This window comes from Parabacteroides sp. PH5-46, assembly GCF_029892785.1.
GTDB lineage: Bacteria > Bacteroidota > Bacteroidia > Bacteroidales > Tannerellaceae > DFXE01.
In genome coordinates, this window is record NZ_JARXXA010000001.1 from 273,788 (window position 1) to 293,449 (window position 19,662).

The 19,662-nt window shown below is 40.1% G+C and carries 18 protein-coding genes and 1 pseudogene; 17 read left to right on the plus strand and 2 right to left on the minus strand.

The features are described 5' to 3' along the window. The first annotated feature begins 1 nt into the window (after position 1). The 15 genes and pseudogenes from ftsY (at position 2) to M2470_RS01220 (ending at position 14,918) form a co-directional block, all read left to right on the plus strand. Positions 2-955, plus strand: coding sequence for a signal recognition particle-docking protein FtsY (gene ftsY / locus M2470_RS01150; protein WP_280743142.1), 954 nt, complete (start codon positions 2-4; stop codon positions 953-955). A gap of 1 nt (position 956) precedes the next feature. Continuing rightward, on the plus strand, positions 957-2,258 hold the full coding sequence (gene rimO, locus M2470_RS01155; protein ID WP_280743141.1) for a 30S ribosomal protein S12 methylthiotransferase RimO: 1,302 nt from the start codon (positions 957-959) through the stop codon (positions 2,256-2,258). Between the two features lie 76 nt (positions 2,259-2,334). After that, on the plus strand, positions 2,335-2,625 hold the full coding sequence (locus M2470_RS01160) for an HU family DNA-binding protein (protein ID WP_280743140.1): 291 nt from the start codon (positions 2,335-2,337) through the stop codon (positions 2,623-2,625). Further along, positions 2,618-4,222: an HU family DNA-binding protein gene (locus M2470_RS01165; RefSeq protein ID WP_280743139.1), complete on the plus strand. Its 1,605-nt coding sequence runs from the start codon at positions 2,618-2,620 to the stop codon at positions 4,220-4,222. The genes M2470_RS01160 and M2470_RS01165 overlap by 8 nt, the downstream gene beginning before the upstream one ends. A gap of 130 nt (positions 4,223-4,352) precedes the next feature. Then, complete coding sequence (locus M2470_RS01170) at positions 4,353-5,348, plus strand: MoxR family ATPase (protein ID WP_280743138.1); 996 nt, start codon at positions 4,353-4,355, stop codon at positions 5,346-5,348. A 2-nt stretch (positions 5,349-5,350) separates the two neighbouring features. Continuing rightward, positions 5,351-6,220: a DUF58 domain-containing protein gene (locus M2470_RS01175; protein WP_280743137.1), complete on the plus strand. Its 870-nt coding sequence runs from the start codon at positions 5,351-5,353 to the stop codon at positions 6,218-6,220. Between the two features lie 9 nt (positions 6,221-6,229). After that, the gene (locus M2470_RS01180; RefSeq protein ID WP_280743136.1) at positions 6,230-7,231 is read left to right on the plus strand and encodes a hypothetical protein; all 1,002 of its coding nucleotides are present in this window, start codon (positions 6,230-6,232) and stop codon (positions 7,229-7,231) included. 3 nt (positions 7,232-7,234) lie between these two features. Beyond that, positions 7,235-8,221, plus strand: a complete 987-nt coding sequence (locus M2470_RS01185; protein ID WP_280743135.1) for a VWA domain-containing protein — start codon at positions 7,235-7,237, stop codon at positions 8,219-8,221. A gap of 15 nt (positions 8,222-8,236) precedes the next feature. Beyond that, a pseudogene (locus M2470_RS01190) lies at positions 8,237-9,253 on the plus strand (VWA domain-containing protein); the annotation flags it as partial. Continuing rightward, positions 9,227-9,961 (plus strand): tetratricopeptide repeat protein, encoded by a 735-nt coding sequence (locus M2470_RS01195; RefSeq protein ID WP_348524206.1) that lies wholly within the window; start codon positions 9,227-9,229, stop codon positions 9,959-9,961. The pseudogene M2470_RS01190 and the gene M2470_RS01195, both read left to right, overlap by 27 nt. Before the next feature lie 26 nt (positions 9,962-9,987). Beyond that, the gene (locus M2470_RS01200) at positions 9,988-11,805 is read left to right on the plus strand and encodes a BatD family protein (RefSeq protein ID WP_280743134.1); all 1,818 of its coding nucleotides are present in this window, start codon (positions 9,988-9,990) and stop codon (positions 11,803-11,805) included. Between the two features lie 5 nt (positions 11,806-11,810). After that, a complete protein-coding gene (locus tag M2470_RS01205; protein ID WP_280743133.1) occupies positions 11,811-12,578 on the plus strand; it encodes a tetratricopeptide repeat protein in 768 nt (255 codons plus the stop codon). 2 nt (positions 12,579-12,580) lie between these two features. Then, positions 12,581-13,273, plus strand: coding sequence for a phosphatase PAP2 family protein (locus tag M2470_RS01210; RefSeq protein WP_280743132.1), 693 nt, complete (start codon positions 12,581-12,583; stop codon positions 13,271-13,273). 128 nt (positions 13,274-13,401) lie between these two features. Further along, positions 13,402-13,674, plus strand: coding sequence for a DNA-binding protein (locus M2470_RS01215; RefSeq protein ID WP_280743131.1), 273 nt, complete (start codon positions 13,402-13,404; stop codon positions 13,672-13,674). A gap of 125 nt (positions 13,675-13,799) precedes the next feature. Further along, a complete protein-coding gene (locus M2470_RS01220) occupies positions 13,800-14,918 on the plus strand; it encodes a universal stress protein (RefSeq protein ID WP_280743130.1) in 1,119 nt (372 codons plus the stop codon). 452 nt (positions 14,919-15,370) lie between these two features. On the opposite strand, the gene M2470_RS01225 is transcribed toward M2470_RS01220, so the two are convergent. After that, the gene (locus M2470_RS01225; RefSeq protein ID WP_280743129.1) at positions 15,371-15,898 is read right to left on the minus strand and encodes an FHA domain-containing protein; all 528 of its coding nucleotides are present in this window, start codon (positions 15,896-15,898) and stop codon (positions 15,371-15,373) included. Positions 15,899-16,237: 339 nt separating this feature from the next. On the opposite strand from M2470_RS01225, the gene ettA reads away from it, so the two are divergent. Both ettA and M2470_RS01235 read left to right on the plus strand, forming a co-directional pair. Next, entirely contained in the window at positions 16,238-17,923 is a 1,686-nt protein-coding gene (ettA, locus tag M2470_RS01230) for an energy-dependent translational throttle protein EttA (protein ID WP_280743128.1), read from the plus strand. 58 nt (positions 17,924-17,981) lie between these two features. Beyond that, positions 17,982-18,629, plus strand: a complete 648-nt coding sequence (locus M2470_RS01235; RefSeq protein ID WP_280743127.1) for a DUF1080 domain-containing protein — start codon at positions 17,982-17,984, stop codon at positions 18,627-18,629. A gap of 96 nt (positions 18,630-18,725) precedes the next feature. Here M2470_RS01235 and M2470_RS01240 read toward each other — a convergent pair whose 3' ends face one another. Beyond that, positions 18,726-19,658, minus strand: coding sequence for a DMT family transporter (locus M2470_RS01240; RefSeq protein WP_280743126.1), 933 nt, complete (start codon positions 19,656-19,658; stop codon positions 18,726-18,728). Between the last annotated feature and the right edge of the window lie 4 nt (positions 19,659-19,662).

Below are 19,662 nucleotides of genomic sequence, written 5' to 3' on the forward strand. Positions count from 1 at the left end.
GATGGGAATTTTTAGTTTTTTCAGTAAAGATAAGAAAGAGACATTAGATAAAGGATTGTCCAAAACGAAGGAAAGCGTATTTTCCAAACTGACACGTGCTGTTGCCGGAAAAAGCAAGGTAGATGACGATGTGTTGGATAACCTGGAAGAGGTACTTATTACTTCGGATGTAGGAGTGGATACTACACTCAAGATTATTTCGAGGATAGAAAAGCGAGTATCTAAGGATAAGTATGTCAATACGCAAGAGTTGACATCTCTTTTGCGGGATGAAATAGCCGGTTTGCTGACTGAAAACAACTCCGATGATGCCGAAGGATTTGTGTTGCCAGACAATGTGAAGCCTTATGTAATCATGGTAGTAGGGGTGAATGGGGTAGGAAAGACTACCACCATCGGAAAACTGGCATATCAATTCAAGAAAGCAGGTAAAAGCGTTTACTTAGGTGCTGCCGATACATTCCGTGCCGCAGCCGTTGAGCAGTTGGTTATCTGGGGAGAACGTGTAGGTGTGCCGGTGGTAAAACAGAAAATGGGTTCTGATCCTGCTTCGGTAGCATTTGATACCTTAAGTTCCGCCAAGTCAAATAACGCCGATGTTGTGATCATTGATACAGCCGGACGTTTGCACAATAAGGTCAACCTGATGAATGAGTTGACTAAAATCAAGAACGTAATGAAAAAAGTAGTACCCGATGCTCCACATGAGATATTGCTGATATTGGACGGATCAACCGGGCAGAATGCTTTTGAACAAGCGAAGCAATTTACAGCTGCAACAGAGGTAAATGCCTTGGCCATTACAAAGCTTGACGGAACAGCCAAAGGAGGGGTCGTAATCGGCATTTCCGATCATTTCCGTATCCCTGTTAAATATATAGGTTTAGGAGAAGGAATAGAAGATCTTCAGTTGTTTAATAAGAAAGAATTTGTGGATTCACTCTTTAGTGAATAAAATGAAGAAAAATAAAGTAGATATAATAACGCTGGGTTGTTCTAAGAATTTGGTTGATTCGGAGCAGCTTATGCGCCAGTTTGCAGCCAATGGCTATACAGTGAAACATGATCCGGAAAAGGTTACCGGTGAGATCGTCGTAGTAAATACTTGTGGTTTTATAGGAGATGCACAGGAAGAATCAATCAATATGATTCTGGAACTGGGAGAAGCGAAAAAGAAAGGGAAAATAGCTCAACTATATGTGATGGGATGCCTTTCGGAGCGCTTTCTGAAAGAACTGAAAACCGAATTGCCGGAAGTAGATAAATTCTATGGAAAGTTCAACTGGAAAGAGCTATTAACAGACCTGGGGAAAACGTATCACCAAGAATTAGCTACCGACCGTATCCTAACCACTCCCTCTCATTATGCCTATCTGAAAATCGCGGAAGGTTGCAATCGGACTTGCTCTTATTGCTCCATTCCGATTATGACCGGACGCTATCAGTCTCGCCCCATAGAGGATATAGAGGAGGAAGTACGCATACTTGCCGCTCAGGGTGTGAAAGAATTTCAGGTAATAGCACAGGATTTAACCTATTATGGCCTGGATAAATACAAGCAATTAGCACTTCCACAGCTTATAGAACGTCTTTCGGACATAAAAGGGGTAGAATGGCTCCGCTTGCATTATGCTTATCCGGCTCGTTTCCCCTACGATTTGCTTAGGGTTATGCGTGAGCGGGAAAATGTTTGCAACTATCTGGATATAGCCTTGCAGCATATAAGTGACCGTATGCTGAAATTAATGCGTCGCAATATAACAAAAGATGAAACATATCAACTTTTGGAGCGTTTGCGTGAAGAAGTACCGGGTATATGTTTGCGTACAACATTGATGGTAGGGCATCCGGGAGAAACAGATCAGGACTTCGAAGAATTGGTGGATTTTGTCAAAAAAGTACGTTTTGAACGGATGGGCGCTTTTGCCTATAGCCATGAACAAGGAACCTATTCTTATAGCCATTATAAAGACGAAATACCGGCGGAGGTAAAGCAAGAGCGTTTGGATTATATCATGCGTATCCAGGAGAATATTGCCGCAGAAATAAATGCGCAAAAGGTAGGAAATACCTATAAAGTAGTTATAGATAAGGAAGAGGATGAGTATTATATCGGACGTACAGAGTTCGATTCACCCGAGGTTGATCAGGAAGTACTTATTCCGAAAGAAAAACCACTAAAAATTGGCTCGTTTTATTCGGTGAAAATTGATAAAACCGATATTTTTGATTTGTACGGCACAACGATGAAATCATAAAAAAGTGCAAACATATTTGCTCATTTACAAAAAAATAACTAATATCGCTGTGTAATCCGAAAAATGATCAATAAATATGAAAAACAAGGAATTAGTAAAAGAACTAGCTTCCCGATTAAAATGGACTTCTACTGAGGTTTCGGATATGTTGTCGGAACTTAGTTCAACTATTAGTTCTCACTTGGTAGATGGGGATATTGTCTATTTTGAAGAATTCGGACAGTTTGAGGCAAGAAAGAAAGGGGAGCGTATATCGGTAAATCCTGCTAATGGGAAAAGATACCTCGTCCCTCCCAAATTAGTACCTGTTTTTAAACCGGGAGTTACGGTTAAAACGAAACTTAAAGAATTAGGAAGCAATGAATGACCGTTTATCAACAAGAGAATTAGCCGGTATTTTAGCAGAAAGAACTGGTAAAGATTTTGAAAGTGTAGAGAATTTTCTGAAGGAATTTATTACCGTTGTTAAAGATAATGTCTTTGAAGACAGGCTTATGCAAATCAAAGGCATTGGAACATTTAAAATTATCCAGGTAGATAAAAGAGAAAGTATCGATGTAAATACCAAAGAACGCATTCTGATTCCGGAACACTTCAAATTAACATTTACTCCGGAGAAAGAAATGCGTGAGACCGTAAACAAACCTTTTTCATTTTTTGAGTCTATAGAATTGAACGATGACGCAGATTTTACTTCTTTTGAAAGCGCTTTAGAGGAGAAAGAAAAAGAAGAAGATGACGTAGAAATTGAAGATACAGATGATATAGAAGTCGAAAAAGAAGAAACTGTAGAAGAAGTAGAGGAGGTTGTAGAAAAGGTTACACTTCATCAAGAGGAACAATTACCGGAAGAAACAAAAGTTGCCGGTATTGTAGCTAATGACTTTCATCAAGAAATAGTATCAAAAGAGGAAGAAGTCGTAAAAGAAGACATCTTACCTGCTATTGAGGATATGAAAGAAGATATAAAAGAGGAAGTAATTGAAGATATTGAAGAAAAAGAGGAAAAAATAAAGGAAGAAATAAAGGAAGAAATAGAGGAGTTTATAATTGAAAAACAGCCGCTGGCAGAACCTGTCGTAAATCTGGTAGAGCCTAAATATATAGCCGAAGAACAGATTAAAGAAGAAGATGTTCCGCTATATGAAGAAACACCGGAGGAAACTATAGATGAACAGGAAGATGAAAATTTAAAACAAGTAAACCTCATAAATAATAACGATATGAATAATGATTATAACGAAGGAAGAAGAGAAAGAGATTCTTATTCCAGAAGAGATAGGGAAAGAGACAGAGATAGAGAAAGGGAAAAAGTGTATACTTCAAGTAATAGTAATAATACATTGGTTGTTTTACTATTAGTATTGGTTATCATATTGATTATAGCACTAGGTAGTGTGTTGTTTATCAATAGAGATGTATTATTTAAAGGTGGCAATACGATTAGTACGACAACTACAACTCAGGATCCAAAAGATAACACAGAAGATACACGTAACGGATTTGCATTACCCCCAGATGATTCGGATATGGGAGATTTAGAAGATGAATGGGGAATTGAAGACGATTCGCTGACAGATGATTCTTCTGCAAGTACAACGCCCGGAACATCCTCTACTAATACTGTATTGGCAAATGTTCGCACAAAACGAGGTGACAGGCTGAATCTGCTGGCTCTTGAATATTATGGAGATAAACTGTTTTGGGTGTATATCTACGAACACAATAAATCAAAAATCAATAATCCGAACAGTATTCCTGTAGGACTTGATCTGGTAATCCCGGCAAAAAGTGTATATGGTATTGACGCAAATAATCCGGAATCAAGACGAAAAGCAGGTGTGTTACAAACTCAGATATTAAGAAATTATCCGAGCAATAATTATAATCAATATCAGTACAACGATCCGTATCAGTATAATGATCCGTATCGTAATCAGCAGCAATACCCTAATTTTTATTAATATACAGATATAAACAAAATAGCTTAGTATTATTTAACGGCAAAAGTTAAGTATACGAATTTAACATTTATAATTTTGTGCATCGAAAAAGAACAGCAAGATTATAAACATAAAATAATTTGGTAAATCTATGAGTCAGACAGTGGATATTCGTGAGTTGAACGAACGAATAGAAAGCAAGAGTTCGTTTGTGAACATGATTACTGTAGGTATGGATCAGGTAATCGTTGGTCAAAAACATTTAGTAGAATCATTATTAATTGGTTTGCTTTCAGACGGGCACATTTTGTTAGAAGGGGTTCCTGGTTTGGCAAAGACGTTAGCCATAAAAACATTGGCTTCGTTAATAGATGCTAAGTATAGTCGTATTCAATTTACGCCGGATTTACTTCCTGCGGACGTAATTGGTACAATGATCTATAGCCAGAAAAAAGAAGAGTTTCTGGTAAAACATGGACCCGTATTTGCAAACTTTGTATTGGCGGATGAAATAAACCGTGCTCCGGCTAAAGTGCAAAGTGCTTTATTGGAAGCTATGCAGGAGCGACAAGTTACAATCAGTGAAGAAACCTATAAGTTACCTGAACCTTTCCTGGTAATGGCTACTCAAAACCCGATAGAGCAGGAGGGGACTTACCCGTTGCCGGAAGCACAGGTAGACCGTTTTATGCTGAAAGTAGTGATAGGTTATCCTAAAAAGGAAGAAGAAAAGCTGATTATCCGTCAAAATATCAGCGGAGAGAAACCTGTTATTAAACCGGTTCTTTCCAAACAAGAAATTATAGAGGCCAGAAAGGTAGTACGGGATGTATACCTGGATGAAAAAATAGAACGCTACATTGTGGATATCGTTTTTGCTACTCGCTATCCGCAAGAACACGGAATGCCGGATCTGGCAAATATGATTTCCTTCGGAGCATCTCCCCGTGCATCTATTAACCTGGCATTGGCTGCCAGAGCGTATGCTTTTATTAAACGGAGAGGATATGTGATTCCGGAAGACATTCGTGCTGTTTGCCATGATGTTATGCGTCATCGTATTGGTCTTAGTTATGAGGCTGAAGCCAACAATCTGACATCTGAAGAGGTAATTAGTGAAATATTGAACAAGGTAGAAGTACCTTAATTATGGAAACGAGTGAACTATTAAAGAAGGTTCGCCAGATTGAGATAAAAACGCGTGGTTTGTCTCGCAACATATTTGCAGGACAATATCATTCGGCCTTTAAAGGGCGCGGAATGGCTTTCAGTGAAGTACGTGAATATCAGTTTGGCGATGATATCCGTGACATCGATTGGAATGTTACAGCCCGTTATGTTCGTCCGTACGTAAAGGTATTTGAAGAAGAACGTGAATTAACGGTTATGCTGATGATTGACGTTTCCGGTAGCAGGGATTTCGGTTCTGTAAACGTAATGAAAAAGGATATTATGACAGAAATAGCTGCCACACTGGCCTTTTCTGCTATCCAGAATAATGATAAAATCGGAGTGATATTCTTTTCCAATAAGATAGAAAAGTTCATACCTCCTCAAAAAGGAAAAAAACATATCCTGTATATCATACGTGAGCTATTAGATTTCAAACCGGATGATTCCAAAACCGACATCAGCCAGGTACTAAAATATCTGACGAATGTTATAAAGAAACGTTGTACAGCCTTCCTAATCTCCGATTTCATCGATAAAGGCAACTTTAAAGATGCCCTAACTATTGCAAACCGCAAACACGATGTGGTTGCTATACAGGTATACGACAAAAGGGAAACCGAATTACCGTCTGTCGGCCTGATAAAGATTAAGGATGCGGAGACCGGAGGAGAACGTTGGATAGATAGTTCATCTTCAAAAGTTCGTGAGACCTATAAAGATTGGTGGATAAAACGGCAGCACGAAATGAGTGAATCATTTAAAAAATGTCGAGTGGATTCCGTTTCTATTCGTACGGAAGATGATTATGTGAAATCATTAATAGCCCTGTTTCAAAAACGCAATTAAGAAATGCAAATGAAGATATTTAAGCAAAGTATTTTGTTTCTTATATTTATTCAATGCTTATTCGTTGGCAATAATGTGTTTGCACAAAGAACACTGATAGATGTAAAACTTGATTCTGCAGCTATTTTGATAGGAGAACAAACGCTTTTGCATTTAACAGTAACAACTGATAAAGACAAGAACGTGCAACTCATCATTCCGGGAGATACATTGATGCGGGGGGTTGAAGTGTTGAACCTCTCGAAGCCTGATTCTTCTATCATTGAAAATAATCGTTTGCTGATAAAGCAGGATATATTAATCACTTCTTTTGATTCGGCTTTGTATCTTTTGCCTCCTTTGCGCGTAATTGATGGTCCGGATACTGTTTTATCGAATCAGGTAGCCCTGAAAGTATCTACGATACCTGTAGATGTTGATAATCCGGAAGAGTTTTATGATATTAAACACGTATGGAAACCGCCTTTTGTATTGGCGGATTATTATCCATGGATATTTGGAATCTTAACGACTCTTTTTCTGATATGCGTAATAGGCTATATTGTTCAACGTCTGAGAAATAAGAAACCTGTTTTACCATTCAAAAAGGAAGAACCCAAGCTTCCGCCACATGAACAGGCAATCAAGGATCTGGATCAGATTAAACAGCAGAAACTGTGGCAGCAGGGACGTAATAAAGAGTATTATACCTTGATAACTGATACATTACGCCGCTATATTGTAGAGCGTTTTGATATTAATGCGATGGAGATGACCTCTGGTGAAATTCTGGACATTATACGAAAAGAAAGTGAGGCTGATTCGGTGTACAAAAACCTGAAACAAATACTCAATTTGTCTGATTTCGTAAAATTTGCCAAATGGTCTCCGCTTCCGGACGAGAATGATTTGAGCATGATGAATGCTTATCTGTTTGTTAATCAGACAAAGCAGGCAGTGATTGCTCCGCCGGAAACTGATAAAGTTGCAGAAACTGATAATACGAACGATTCACTTACAACTAAAGAATAAGAAATGGTATTTGCAAATCCAACATATTTGTACTTATTAGTATTACTTATCCCATTAATAGGATGGTATATATGGAAATTGCGGAAAAGTCAGGCCAGTTTGCAGGTATCTTCGTCACAAGCATTTGATGCACCGGGAACGAATTCATTCCGAGTTTACTTAAGGCATGTTCCGTTTGTTTTGCGAATGATTGCTATTGCGCTGATTATTGTAGTATTGGCTCGCCCGCAGTCTACGAATAGCTGGCAGAATTCATCCACAGAAGGGATTGATATTATGCTTGTGATGGATATTTCAGGTAGTATGCTTGCACAAGACCTGAAGCCCAATCGGCTTGAAGCAGCCAAGGATGTAGCATCTTCATTTATAAATGGAAGACCGAATGATAATATAGGATTGGTAGTCTTTTCCGGTGAGAGTTTTACGCAATGTCCGTTAACGACAGACCATACAGTGCTGTTGAACCTTTTTAAAGATATACAGAGCGGTATGATAGACGATGGTACGGCTATTGGTTTAGGACTGGCCAATGCCGTGAGCCGTATTAAGGACAGCCAAGCCAAATCAAAGGTGATTATCCTACTGACGGACGGTTCTAACAATATGGGTGAAATCGCTCCGGTAACGGCAGCAGAGATAGCCAAAACATTCGGAGTTCGCGTATATACCATTGGAGTTGGAACAAGAGGAGAAGCTCCTTATCCTTTCCAAACAGCATTCGGCGTTCAGTATCAGAATGTAAAAGTAGATATTGACGAACCTACTTTGAAACAGATCGCTTCCTTAACCGGCGGCCAATATTTCCGTGCTACGGATAATGCCAGCCTGAAGGGAATCTATGCTGAAATCGATCAAATGGAAAAGACAAAGATCAGTGTACAGGAGTTCAGCAAAAAGCAGGAAGAATATAAGAACTGGGCATTATTGATCTTTGCCTTATTACTTGTTGAGATATTATTGAGAAATACATTGTTGAGAAATATTCCGTAAAATAAATAGAGGCTTATGTTTCGTTTTGCAAACCCTGATTATTTGTATTTGCTTTTCATACTTCCGGTATTGATTATATTCTATGTATATTCTAACCTGAGTAAGCGGAGAGCGATTAAGAAATATGGTAATCCGGAACTGTTGGCCGAACTGATGCCCGAGGTATCACCTAAGCGCCAACATTGGAAATTTTGGTTATTATTTGCTGCTATATCAGTAGTTATATTTGTTATTGCGGGTCCTCAGTTTGGCTCAAAACTGGAGACAGTTAAGCGGCAGGGAGTAGAAATAATGGTCTGTCTGGACGTTTCCAATTCCATGCTTGCAGAAGATGTGGCACCCAATCGTTTGGAGAAAGCCAAACAGATGTTATCCCGTTTAACAGACGGATTTTCAAATGATAAGGTGGGATTGATTGTCTTTGCGGGTGATGCTTTTACTCAGTTACCTATCACTTCCGACTATATTTCGGCTAAAATATTCCTTTCTTCTATCAATCCAAGCATGGTTTCCACGCAGGGAACAGCCATTGGTGCAGCTATTAATCTGGCTGTCCGCTCTTTCACTCCGAATGAATCTTCGGAAAAAACGATCATTCTGATAACAGATGGTGAGAACCATGAGGATGATGCAATAGGAGCAGCTACTAAGGCAGCAGAAAAGGGGATACGTGTGAATATTGTTGGAATGGGACAGCCAAACGGTGCGCCAATCCCTATCGGAGGCAATAATAATTTCATGAAAGATAAAGAGGGTAATGTGGTTGTAACCAAGCTGAATGAGCAAATGTGCCAGGAAATAGCGGCAGCCGGACAAGGTATGTATGTTCGTGCCGATAATACCAATTCAGCCTTGAAAGCTTTACAAAATGAAATAGACAAGATGAATAAGACAGAGTTGGATAGTAAGATCTATTCAGAGTATGATGAACAGTTTCAGACACTAGCCTGGATTGCCTTATTCCTGTTGATTATTGAGTTCCTTACATTGGATCGTAAGAACAGGATATTCAGGAAAGTAAAGTTATTTTCCTTTTTGTTAGTTGTTTGCACAGGTTCGATTTTTGCACAAAAAGCGGAACGAAAGAATGTGCGTGAAGGAAATAAGCTATATAATCAGGAAAAATATACGGAGGCAGAAATTGCCTATCGGAAAGGCCTGGAGGTGAATCCGCGTTCTATAGAGGGAACATTCAACCTGGGCGATGCACTTTATAAGCAAGAGAAATTTCCCGAAGCAGCCGAGCAGTACCAGTTGATTGCAGGCCAGGCAGAGAAGCTCTTGCAGGATGATCAGAGAAATGCGGGACGCCTGTCACAGGTATTCCATAACTTGGGTAATATTGGCATGAAAAATAAAGAATATGCCAAGAGCGTTGAAGCCTATAAGCAATCCCTTCGTTTGAACCCGAAAGATGATGAAACCCGCTATAACTTAGCCTTGGCGCAAAAACTGTTGGATGATCAGCAAAATCAAGATCAGGACCAGGATCAACAAAACAAAGATGATCAGCAGGATCAAGATCAGAACCAGGATCAACAAGACCAGCAGCAACAGCAACAAGATGATCAGAAAGAAGACAAAACGCAGGAGGAACAGCAACAGAATGAACAGATGAGCCAGGATAATGCTCAGCAAATATTGGATGCTTTTCTACAAGACGAAAAAGACACTCAGGAAAAAGTAAAGAAAGCCCAAGCTGAACAGCAACAGCGGCGCAGAACGGATAAAGAGTGGTAGTATGAAATTTAAAAAATGACAATATAATGAGGAAATTATTTTTCTTATTCTTTTTACCCTTATTAATCGGATTAACGGCAGAAGCGGCAAATGATGTTGTTTTTAAGGCTTCTGCTCCTAATGCTGTCGTTATGGGACAGCAATTTCAACTAACTTTTACGGTAAATGCGGAAGGAAAAGATCTACGGGTACAGGAAATGCCTGACTTTGAAGTCCTTTTTGGCCCTTCTCAATCTAAATCATATAGCTCAAGCTGGGTAAATGGAAAGAGTGCCAGTGAAACGACTGTTACCTATACCTATGTATTGTTGGCCAAGAACGAAGGAACATTCAATATTGCCCCGGCTACGATCAAGGTCAATAACTCCAATTATACATCCAATGCCTTGGTTATAAAGGTACTTCCTCCTGATAAGACTGATGATGCGGCTCAAAGCAATGCTGCTTCTGCATCTTCCGGAGTCAGTGATAAAGATATCTTTTTTACAATCAATGCTTCCAAGCGGAATGTGTATGAGCAAGAGGGTTTTCTTGTTACATTCAAGTTGTATTCCAGAGACCCGCAAGTAGGGCTTTCGGATGTGAAATTTCCGGAATTTGAAGGCTTTCTGGCGCAAGAGATAGAACTGCCGGAAAATAAGCAGTGGACGATGGAAAACTACAAAGGTACGAACTATTATGCCGTCATATTAAGGCAAACGGTTTTATACCCCCAACGTTCGGGTAAGTTAACGATTGATGCCGGGAAGTTTGATGTACGGGTACGGGTCCGTACCCAACAACCTGTACGGAGTATTTTCGACGATTTCTTCGATAGCTATCGGGATGTAAATAAAACATTAACAACTACTCCGGTTACCATTGATGTAAAGCCACTTCCTAGTGGAAAACCGGCTTCCTACGCCAATGCGGTAGGTGATTTTAAGATGACATCTACCATTAATTCCAATAACGTAAAAGCGAATGAAGCTGTTACTATAAAAGTTGCTATTTCAGGAACCGGGAATATACGCCTGATCAAGAATCCGGAGGTGGTTTTCCCGAACGATTTTGACATTTATGATCCTAAAGTAGAAAAAAATAACACCCGTACTACTACCGCCGGGGTGACAGGTACGAAAACGATTGAATACATGGCTATTCCACGCTATGCAGGCGATTTCGAGATCCCGGCCGTTCACTTTTCCTATTTTGATGTTAAATCGGGTACTTATAAAACAACCTCTACCGAAGCCTATAAGCTGCATGTTGAAAAAGGTGAAGGAGGAGAGGGAGGAGGCCCTGTTGTTTCCAACTTCAATAACCGGGAAAGTGTAAAATATTTAGGACAAGATATTCGTTATCTGAAGGTTAAAGGAGTCAATTTTGTATCGAATGATGAGATTTTCTTCGGTTCATTCATGTACTATCTGTGTTATTTGATTCCGGCATTGCTCTTTATTGTCTTTTTCTTTATCTATCGTAAGCAGGTAAAAGAAAATGCCAACATCGCTTTGGTTCGCACCAAGAAAGCGAATAAAATGGCTGTCCGCCGGCTGAAAAACGCAGGAAAGCTACTCAAAGAGAACAAAAAAGAAGAATTTTACGACGAGGTGCTTCGCGCACTATGGGGATATCTGAGTGATAAACTGAATATTCCACAGTCTAATCTAACGAAAGACAATGTAGAGGTTGAACTGACAAAATATGGAGTGGGAGAGACCTTGATTAACGAATTTATGGACATCTTAAATACGTGTGAGTTTGCTCGTTATGCACCCTCTCAGGCCTCTGATGCTATGGATAAGCTGTACGAATTGACGGTTGATGCCATTGGAGAAATGGAAAATACGATTAAAAAGTAAGAATAATGAAGACAAGTCTATATATAAAGAGAATCGTTTGCTTTTTGTTTATACAAGCTCTGGCATGGAATGTCTATGCTCAGGATACTATGATCAAAGAAGCAGAAACGGCTTATGCTCAGGAGAATTATGCTAAAGCCATCGAATTATATGAAGAAATTCTGAAAGATAATGGCGCTTCGGCTGAAATCTATTACAACCTGGGTAATGCTTATTATAAAGATGGGGGAGTAGCCTCGGCTATTCTTAACTATGAAAGAGCTTTACTGCTTGATCCGGGGGATGCAGACATTCGTTTTAATCTGCAAATGGCACGGATGCGTACGGTTGACAAAATAGAGCCGCTGGGCGAGTTCTTTCTGGTTAGATGGTATGATAATATCCAGAACATGGGAAGTGCTAATTCCTGGGCTATACTGGGCATAGTGAGCTTTCTGTTGTTTATCTTCAGCCTGTTGTTGTTCTTCTTCTCCCGATGGATACGGATGAAGAAAGTAGGCTTTTACCTGGGAATTGTATGCTTGCTAGTTGTAATTTTTGCTAATATATTTGCCAAAAATCAAAAAAGTGAAATAGTAAACCGAACATCTGCTATTGTGTTTTCTCCTACGGTAACTGTAAAAAGTTCGCCGGATGCCAGTGGTACAGACTTGTTTATCCTTCACGAAGGCACAAAGGTCTTTGTTAAAAGCTCCTTAGGAGCTTGGAACGAAATAGAACTGGAAGATGGAAACGTAGGTTGGATGCCAGGAAAAGACATTGAAATTATCTGATAATGCTAGAAGATATTTTACACTATGAACGTGAGATGTTCTTTATGCTTAATGGCAGCGACTCGCCTTTCTTCGACCGCTTTATGTGGCTGTATACGGGAAAGGTTGTCTGGCTGCCGTTGGCGGTTCTAATCCTTGTTATCCTTATCTACAAAAAAAACTGGCGCGAATCCTTACTTATCTTGCTGGCTATTGCTTTGGTAATCACCTTGTGTGATCAGTTTGCTTCCTCTATCTGTAAACCCTTGTTTACCCGTTTCCGCCCCACGCATCACCCGGATTTTATGAATCAGGTAGACGTCGTATTTGGCTATAGGGGAGGTCGTTATGGCTTTATTTCCAGCCATGCGGCCAATGCTTTTGGTTTTGCGATATTTATATCCCTGCTTTTCCGTTATACTATTTTTTCCTGGGCTATGTTTCTATGGGCCGGATTAACCGCTTATTCGCGTGTATATTTGGGAGTACATTTCATTTCGGACATTATACCTGGTATGCTTGCAGGCTTATTATTTGGTTTTCTTGTGTATAAATTATACCTGTTTGCTAGAGCCCGCATTGTGGATGGGGCAGGGGAGAAGCCCCCTCAATTACTCTACTCTAAACCTCAAAAACTGCTTATCGTTTTTGGCATTCTATTTACAGTTTTGAATCTATTATTGTTTAATGTGTCGCTAACTGCTTTTTTACGATAATTTCACTTTGTTTCATGCCGTAAAGCATGTTAAATTCCGGCATTTTATTTGCTCCTCTTGCATATAATCACTAAGTTAGTGGCATTATATAATTAACATTTAGTATTAACCTTCAAAATATTGGAGCCATGACAAAAACGATCACATTTAACGAATTACGCAGAATCAAAGACAGCTTGCCTGATGGTACCTCCCACCGTATTGCCGACGAGTTGGGAGTGTCAGTTGAAACCGTTCGTAATTATTTCGGCGGACAGAATTTTAGAGAAGGCAAGAGTTGTGGAGTACATATTGAACCGGGACCTGATGGTGGTTTGGTAGTTTTAAATGATACTTCAATATTAGAGCGTGCGTTGGAAATACTTGATGAAAGTCGTATACCAACTGCGCCCGAAGCTTAAAGAAATTCAGAAGTTTATAAAAAATCCCGAAGCATAAAAGAAGATAAGCTTTGGGATTTTTTTATTTCATCAACTTTCCCTATATTTCAATTGTTTTATTAAATATACCAATAAGATATATGCATATGGAAAACAAAGAAGAAAAGCTTGTCACATTAGCTATTCACACGTTTGAAAAAGCGCAAATACTGAAGACAATCCTCGAAACAGAAGGAATAGAAGTGTATATTCATAATGTCAATCAGATTCAGCCGGTGGTATCGGCAGGTGTCAGAGTGAGGATTAAAGAAAGCGATTTGCCTCATGCCCTGCGTATTATTGAAGACAGCAAATGGCTTGAAGAAACACATGAAGAGATTACCTCAAACCGTGAAAAGAAAGTGTTAATACCCATAGATTTTTCGGACTATTCGATGAAAGCCTGTGATTTTGGTATTAATTATGCACATAAGATAGGGGCGGAGGTGATGATTCTGCATGCCTATTTCAGTCCGTATTTCCCTACGGCAATCCCTTTTGGCGATACATTAGCCTATCAGGTAAATGAGGAAGATTCAGTGCAAAATATACTCAAACGTGTGAAAACAGACATGGAGAATATCTGCACGATGATCAATCGCAAAATGAAGTCAGGCGAACTTCCTGAGGTAAAGTACGATTACACCTTACGCGAAGGATTGCCCGAAGAAGAAATCTTATCCTATAGCAAAGAGTATCATCCTACGCTGATAGTCATGGGTACGCGTGGGAAGAACCAGAAGGATATGGATTTGATAGGAAGTGTAACTGGCGAAATCATAGAAATAAACAAGGTTCCGGTACTGGCTATTCCTGAAAATGTACCGTTTGAAGACCTTCGGAAGGCTAAGCAAATAGCTTTTGCCACTTCTTTCAACCAACGCGATCTGGTGGCCTTTGATACATTCATGGATCTGATGAAAGGCTTTGATATTAAGATACATCTGTTTAATATATCGACCAGTAAAGACGAATGGAATGAAATCCGTTTGTCGGGTATAAAAGATTATTTTGCAAAACAATACCCCAAAGCAGACATTGCTTATACTGTGTTAGACGATGGCGATCTTCTATTGTCTATAGAGAAGTTTGTACGTGATAAACAGATAGATTTGATCGCTCTTACAACGCATCGACGGAATATTCTTGCCCGGATGTTCAATCCCGGTATTGCCCGTAAAATGCTGTTTCATACAGATACTCCTTTGCTTGTTTTACATTCATGATACAAACAGGTAAGAATTAACATTTATTTAGGATAAATATTAAACCAATTTACTCATTCTACTGTTATATGATAAAAAGAGGGATAAAATATAAAAAGAAAATTCTTTTTTATCATATATAAAGTAAGTAGTAGTATTTGTTTTTTCATATAAGTAGAGTTTGTTATTTGTTTGGTCCGTATGTAACTGTGAAGTTCTATACGGGCTTTTTTTTATTCAAAAAACTAAAAGTTTCATCTGGATGAGAAAAAAATCTCATGCCGTTGAGAAAAAGTTCTCATGCGGGTGAGAAAAAATTCTCACCACGGTGAAACTTTTTTCCGATTGGACTAAAATAACGGTTTAATCAGGCTTGTCTCGCAAAACGACCGTTGATTTTTATAATTACGATTATGTTTAATAGAAAATATAAGAAAGCAAATTTACGACTGTAACAGGGATTTATATACCTCCTATTCTGAGTCTTTGGCTTTCAATATAAATGTGGTGGCACCGATGGTTATGATGTCATCGTTGTCTAAGCGGACTTGTTCGTTTTTGCCAAGGCATACGTTTTTGAGGAATGTGCCGGTCAGGCTTGGATAGTCGCGTAAGGTATAGATTATCTCGTCTTCTGATTTTTGTTTTACGTTTATTATGCAGTGTTTGCGGCCCATACTGGGGTCGCTGGTAATGATGGGGATGTCTACCCCATCGGTATCTTTATTTCTGCGTCCGATAACGTTATCTCCCAATACAAGAGGCAGATCCTGCTTAAATCCGAAGTTATTTTCTATTACACGTATAAAGCCATATGTAAAATCAGGCTCTTTTACTTCCTTCTCTTCACCGGATTTAGAGCGCACAATCTTCCTTCCCAGGCGGATTTTAAACTGATGTGTGCATTGTGGGCAAACAAAAGCCAATACTTTTCCTTCCGGATACTTGGTTTCATCAAAAGACAGCTGATTATCACATTTTGGGCAAAAAATTCGTTTCATTATTCATTCTAGATTTAAACTGGGTACAAAGATAAGTATATAAAAAAGAAAAGGTTGTCATCGCGACAACCAATCTTCATTGTTAACCTTAAATCTAATACCATGAAAAACACATTGCAAATATAAGCACTTTATGTTATACAGCATAATCTTTCGACGATAAAATCTTCTTTATTAACCATGTTTAACAAATAGGTGTTTTAAAACATATTTTTAAGCACTCTAAAGTCAATTTTTTATATACAAACACCAGGCCTCTCTCCTACTACTTGTTATTTTGGTTATCTTTGTCTGCAAATGAAAAATAGCTGACGAAATAATATTGAATTATATAAAACTATGGCAGACGACAAAAAGATTATTTTCTCAATGGTGGGTGTAAATAAAATCTATCCACCTCAAAAACAAGTTCTTAAAAACATTTATCTTTCTTTCTTTTATGGAGCGAAAATCGGTATTATCGGTTTGAATGGCTCCGGTAAATCTACTTTGCTGAAGATTATAGCCGGTATTGAGAAGGAATATCAGGGTGAAGTGGTATTCTCTCCCGGATATTCAGTCGGTTACCTGGAACAGGATCCGCAACTGGAAGCAGGTAAGACGGTTAAAGAGATTGTACAGGAAGGTGTACAGGGTATTGTAGACTTGCTGAAAGAGTTTGAAGAAGTAAATGAAAAGTTTGCTGATCCGGAAGTATTGGACGATCCGGACAAAATGGATAAATTAATCACCCGTCAGGCTGAATTACAGGATCAGATAGATGCTGCCGACGCCTGGAATATAGACAGCCGCCTGGAGCGCGCGATGGATGCCCTCCGTTGCCCTCCGGAAGATCAGCTGGTGGATACCCTTTCCGGTGGCGAACGCAGGCGGATTGCTCTGTGTCGTTTATTACTCCAGAAGCCAGATGTATTGTTGCTAGATGAGCCTACCAACCACCTGGACGCCGAGTCTATCGACTGGCTGGAACAGCATTTGCAGCAGTATGAGGGAACCGTGATCTGTATTACGCACGACCGCTACTTCCTGGACCATGTAGCCGGCTGGATTCTGGAGCTGGATCGTGGCGAAGGCATCCCCTGGAAAGGTAACTACTCATCTTGGCTGGATCAGAAGACTAAGCGGATGGCTCAGGAGGAAAAACAAGTCAGCAAGCGCCGGAAGACGTTGGAGCGCGAGTTGGAATGGATCAATATGGCTCCTAAGGCTCGCCAGGCCAAAGGTAAAGCCCGTCTGAATTCGTATGAACGATTGCTGAATGAAGACCAGAAAGAACGGGAAGCCAAGCTGGAACTCTTTATCCCGAATGGCCCTCGCCTGGGTAATAAGGTGATCGAAGCGCAGCAGGTAGCTAAGGCTTTTGGTGACAAACTACTGTTTGATGATCTGAACTTTATGCTTCCTCCTAACGGTATTGTAGGCGTTATCGGGCCGAATGGTGCTGGAAAAACAACGCTTTTCAAGATGATTATGGGAATGGAAAGCATTGATAAAGGAACGTTTGAAGTGGGTGAAACAGTGGCTTTGGGATATGCAGACCAGACACATAAAGATATCGACCCGAATAAGACGGTCTACCAGGTTATTTCCGGTGGTCAGGAGTTCATCCGCGTGGGAGGAAAAGAGATCAATTCGCGTGCTTACCTGTCTAAGTTTAACTTCTCCGGAGGCGATCAGGAAAAACTTTGCGGCGTATTGTCCGGTGGTGAACGTAACAGACTCCATCTGGCGCTTACCTTGAAGGCAGAAGCCAATGTGTTGCTCTTAGACGAACCTACCAACGATATAGACGTGAACACCTTACGTGCACTGGAAGAAGGTTTGGAAAACTTTGCCGGTTGCGCTGTCGTTATCTCGCACGACCGTTGGTTCCTCGACCGTATCTGTACACATATCCTGTCTTTTGAAGGCAATTCTAATGTGGTATATTATGAAGGTTCCTATTCAGAGTATGAAGAATATAAGAAGAAGCAATCGGGATATGAAGAGCCCAAACGCGTACGTTATCGTAACTTGATGGAGTGACTTAATAGACTTAGTAAATCTAATATACTTAATAAGTTCAATATAACTGAAAATGATCATGAAGAAAAGTATGCTTTTACTGGCGCTTATCTGTGGCGCTCTGTTTTGTGTTACCAGTGAATCGAATGCTCAACAGGTAATTAAACTGTTTAATGGGAAAAACCTCTCTAATTGGGATTTTATTGTAGATAAGAATGCAGTGCCTGCCGATCAGGTCTATTCGGTAAAAGATGGTATGATCCATATTGCCGGAAACCCGTTTGGCTATATGTACACGAAGGAAAAATACGATAACTTTAAGCTACATGTAGAATGGCGTTGGCCTCAGGAAGCTACCAATAGTGGGATTTTCCTGTTGATCGAAGATGTGAAAAATCCATTCCCCAATGGTATCGAATGTCAGCTGGCTGCTGGAAATGCCGGGGATTTTGTCTGTCTGGGCGGATCTGATCTGGTAGAATTTCTGCAACGTCCGGGCGAAGCACGTCCTGCCTTCCCTGTAGTAAAGAAAGCGAATCCATCGAGCGAGAAACCCGTTGGCGAATGGAATGAGGCTAATATTTTCGTAAAAAACGGAACGATAACCGTCTACATCAACGGCGTATATCAAAACACCGGAAACAACAAAGTAAAATCCGGCCATATCGGCCTCCAAAGCGAAGGAAAAGACATCCAGTTCCGCAATGTGACACTCACAAAGTGGTAATTGAACATTGAAAATGGCTAACGAGCCATTGTGAATTCAGACGTGAGCTATTATTTTTAGGTAACAACCTATTTTTAATTGCTTGCGTCTGAATTTTTATAGGAAGAACAAGGATACGCCTATTACGCTGATGATGGCGCCGAGGGTTTCTTTGGGGGTTACTTTTTGTTTGAAGAAGAAATAAGATGGTATGAGGATGAGTATGGGAGTCAGGGCCATGAGTGTGGAGGCAATGCCTGCTTCGGTATACTGAACGGCCATTAGCGAAAAGGAAACACCTATGAAGGGGCCGAAGAATGTGCCTACTGTTGCGGCTCCCATAGCTTTATTGTCTCTGAAGGCTTTGATAAATGCGGCTCCTTTTCCGGACCAGAGTATGATAATAAGAAAGCCCAGTAGCCCTACTATCGCTCTGATTTGTGTGGAAGCGAAAGGTACCATGAATACGGCTGTTGCGTTGCTGGTGTCTATGGTTTGCATATAGTACTCCATCCCTAATTTGCTGAATACAAGTCCTACACCTTGCCCTACACCTGCCCCTATGCCGAAAAGGATACCTTTCAGCGGGAGGTTGAATTGTAATTTTTTTGATTCTTTACTGCTTCGTCCGATGATGGAGAGGCCAATTCCGAACATCGTGACGAACATACCGGCGATGGCATGTGCATTCATGCGCTCTCCCAGGATAAACATACCTGCCAGGGCGGCGGAAGGAGGCGATAAAGTCATAAAGAGCTGTCCGAAGCGGGAGCCGATCAGTATGTAGGAACTGAACAAGCAGTAATCGCCTAATACATACCCGATAAAACCTGATACTGCCAACCAAAACCAGGCTTCATAGCCCGCATCCCAGGGGATAAACTGACCGGTAAAGATCAACAAGGTGATACCTAGCATCAGAAAGGCCATTCCAAGCCGTATAATGTTCAAACTGAGCGAGCCCATGCGCTTACCTGCAAACTCGAAGAAAAGGGCTGTAATCGTCCAGGAAACGGCTACACCGAGCGAAATGATCTCACCTTTATACATATAG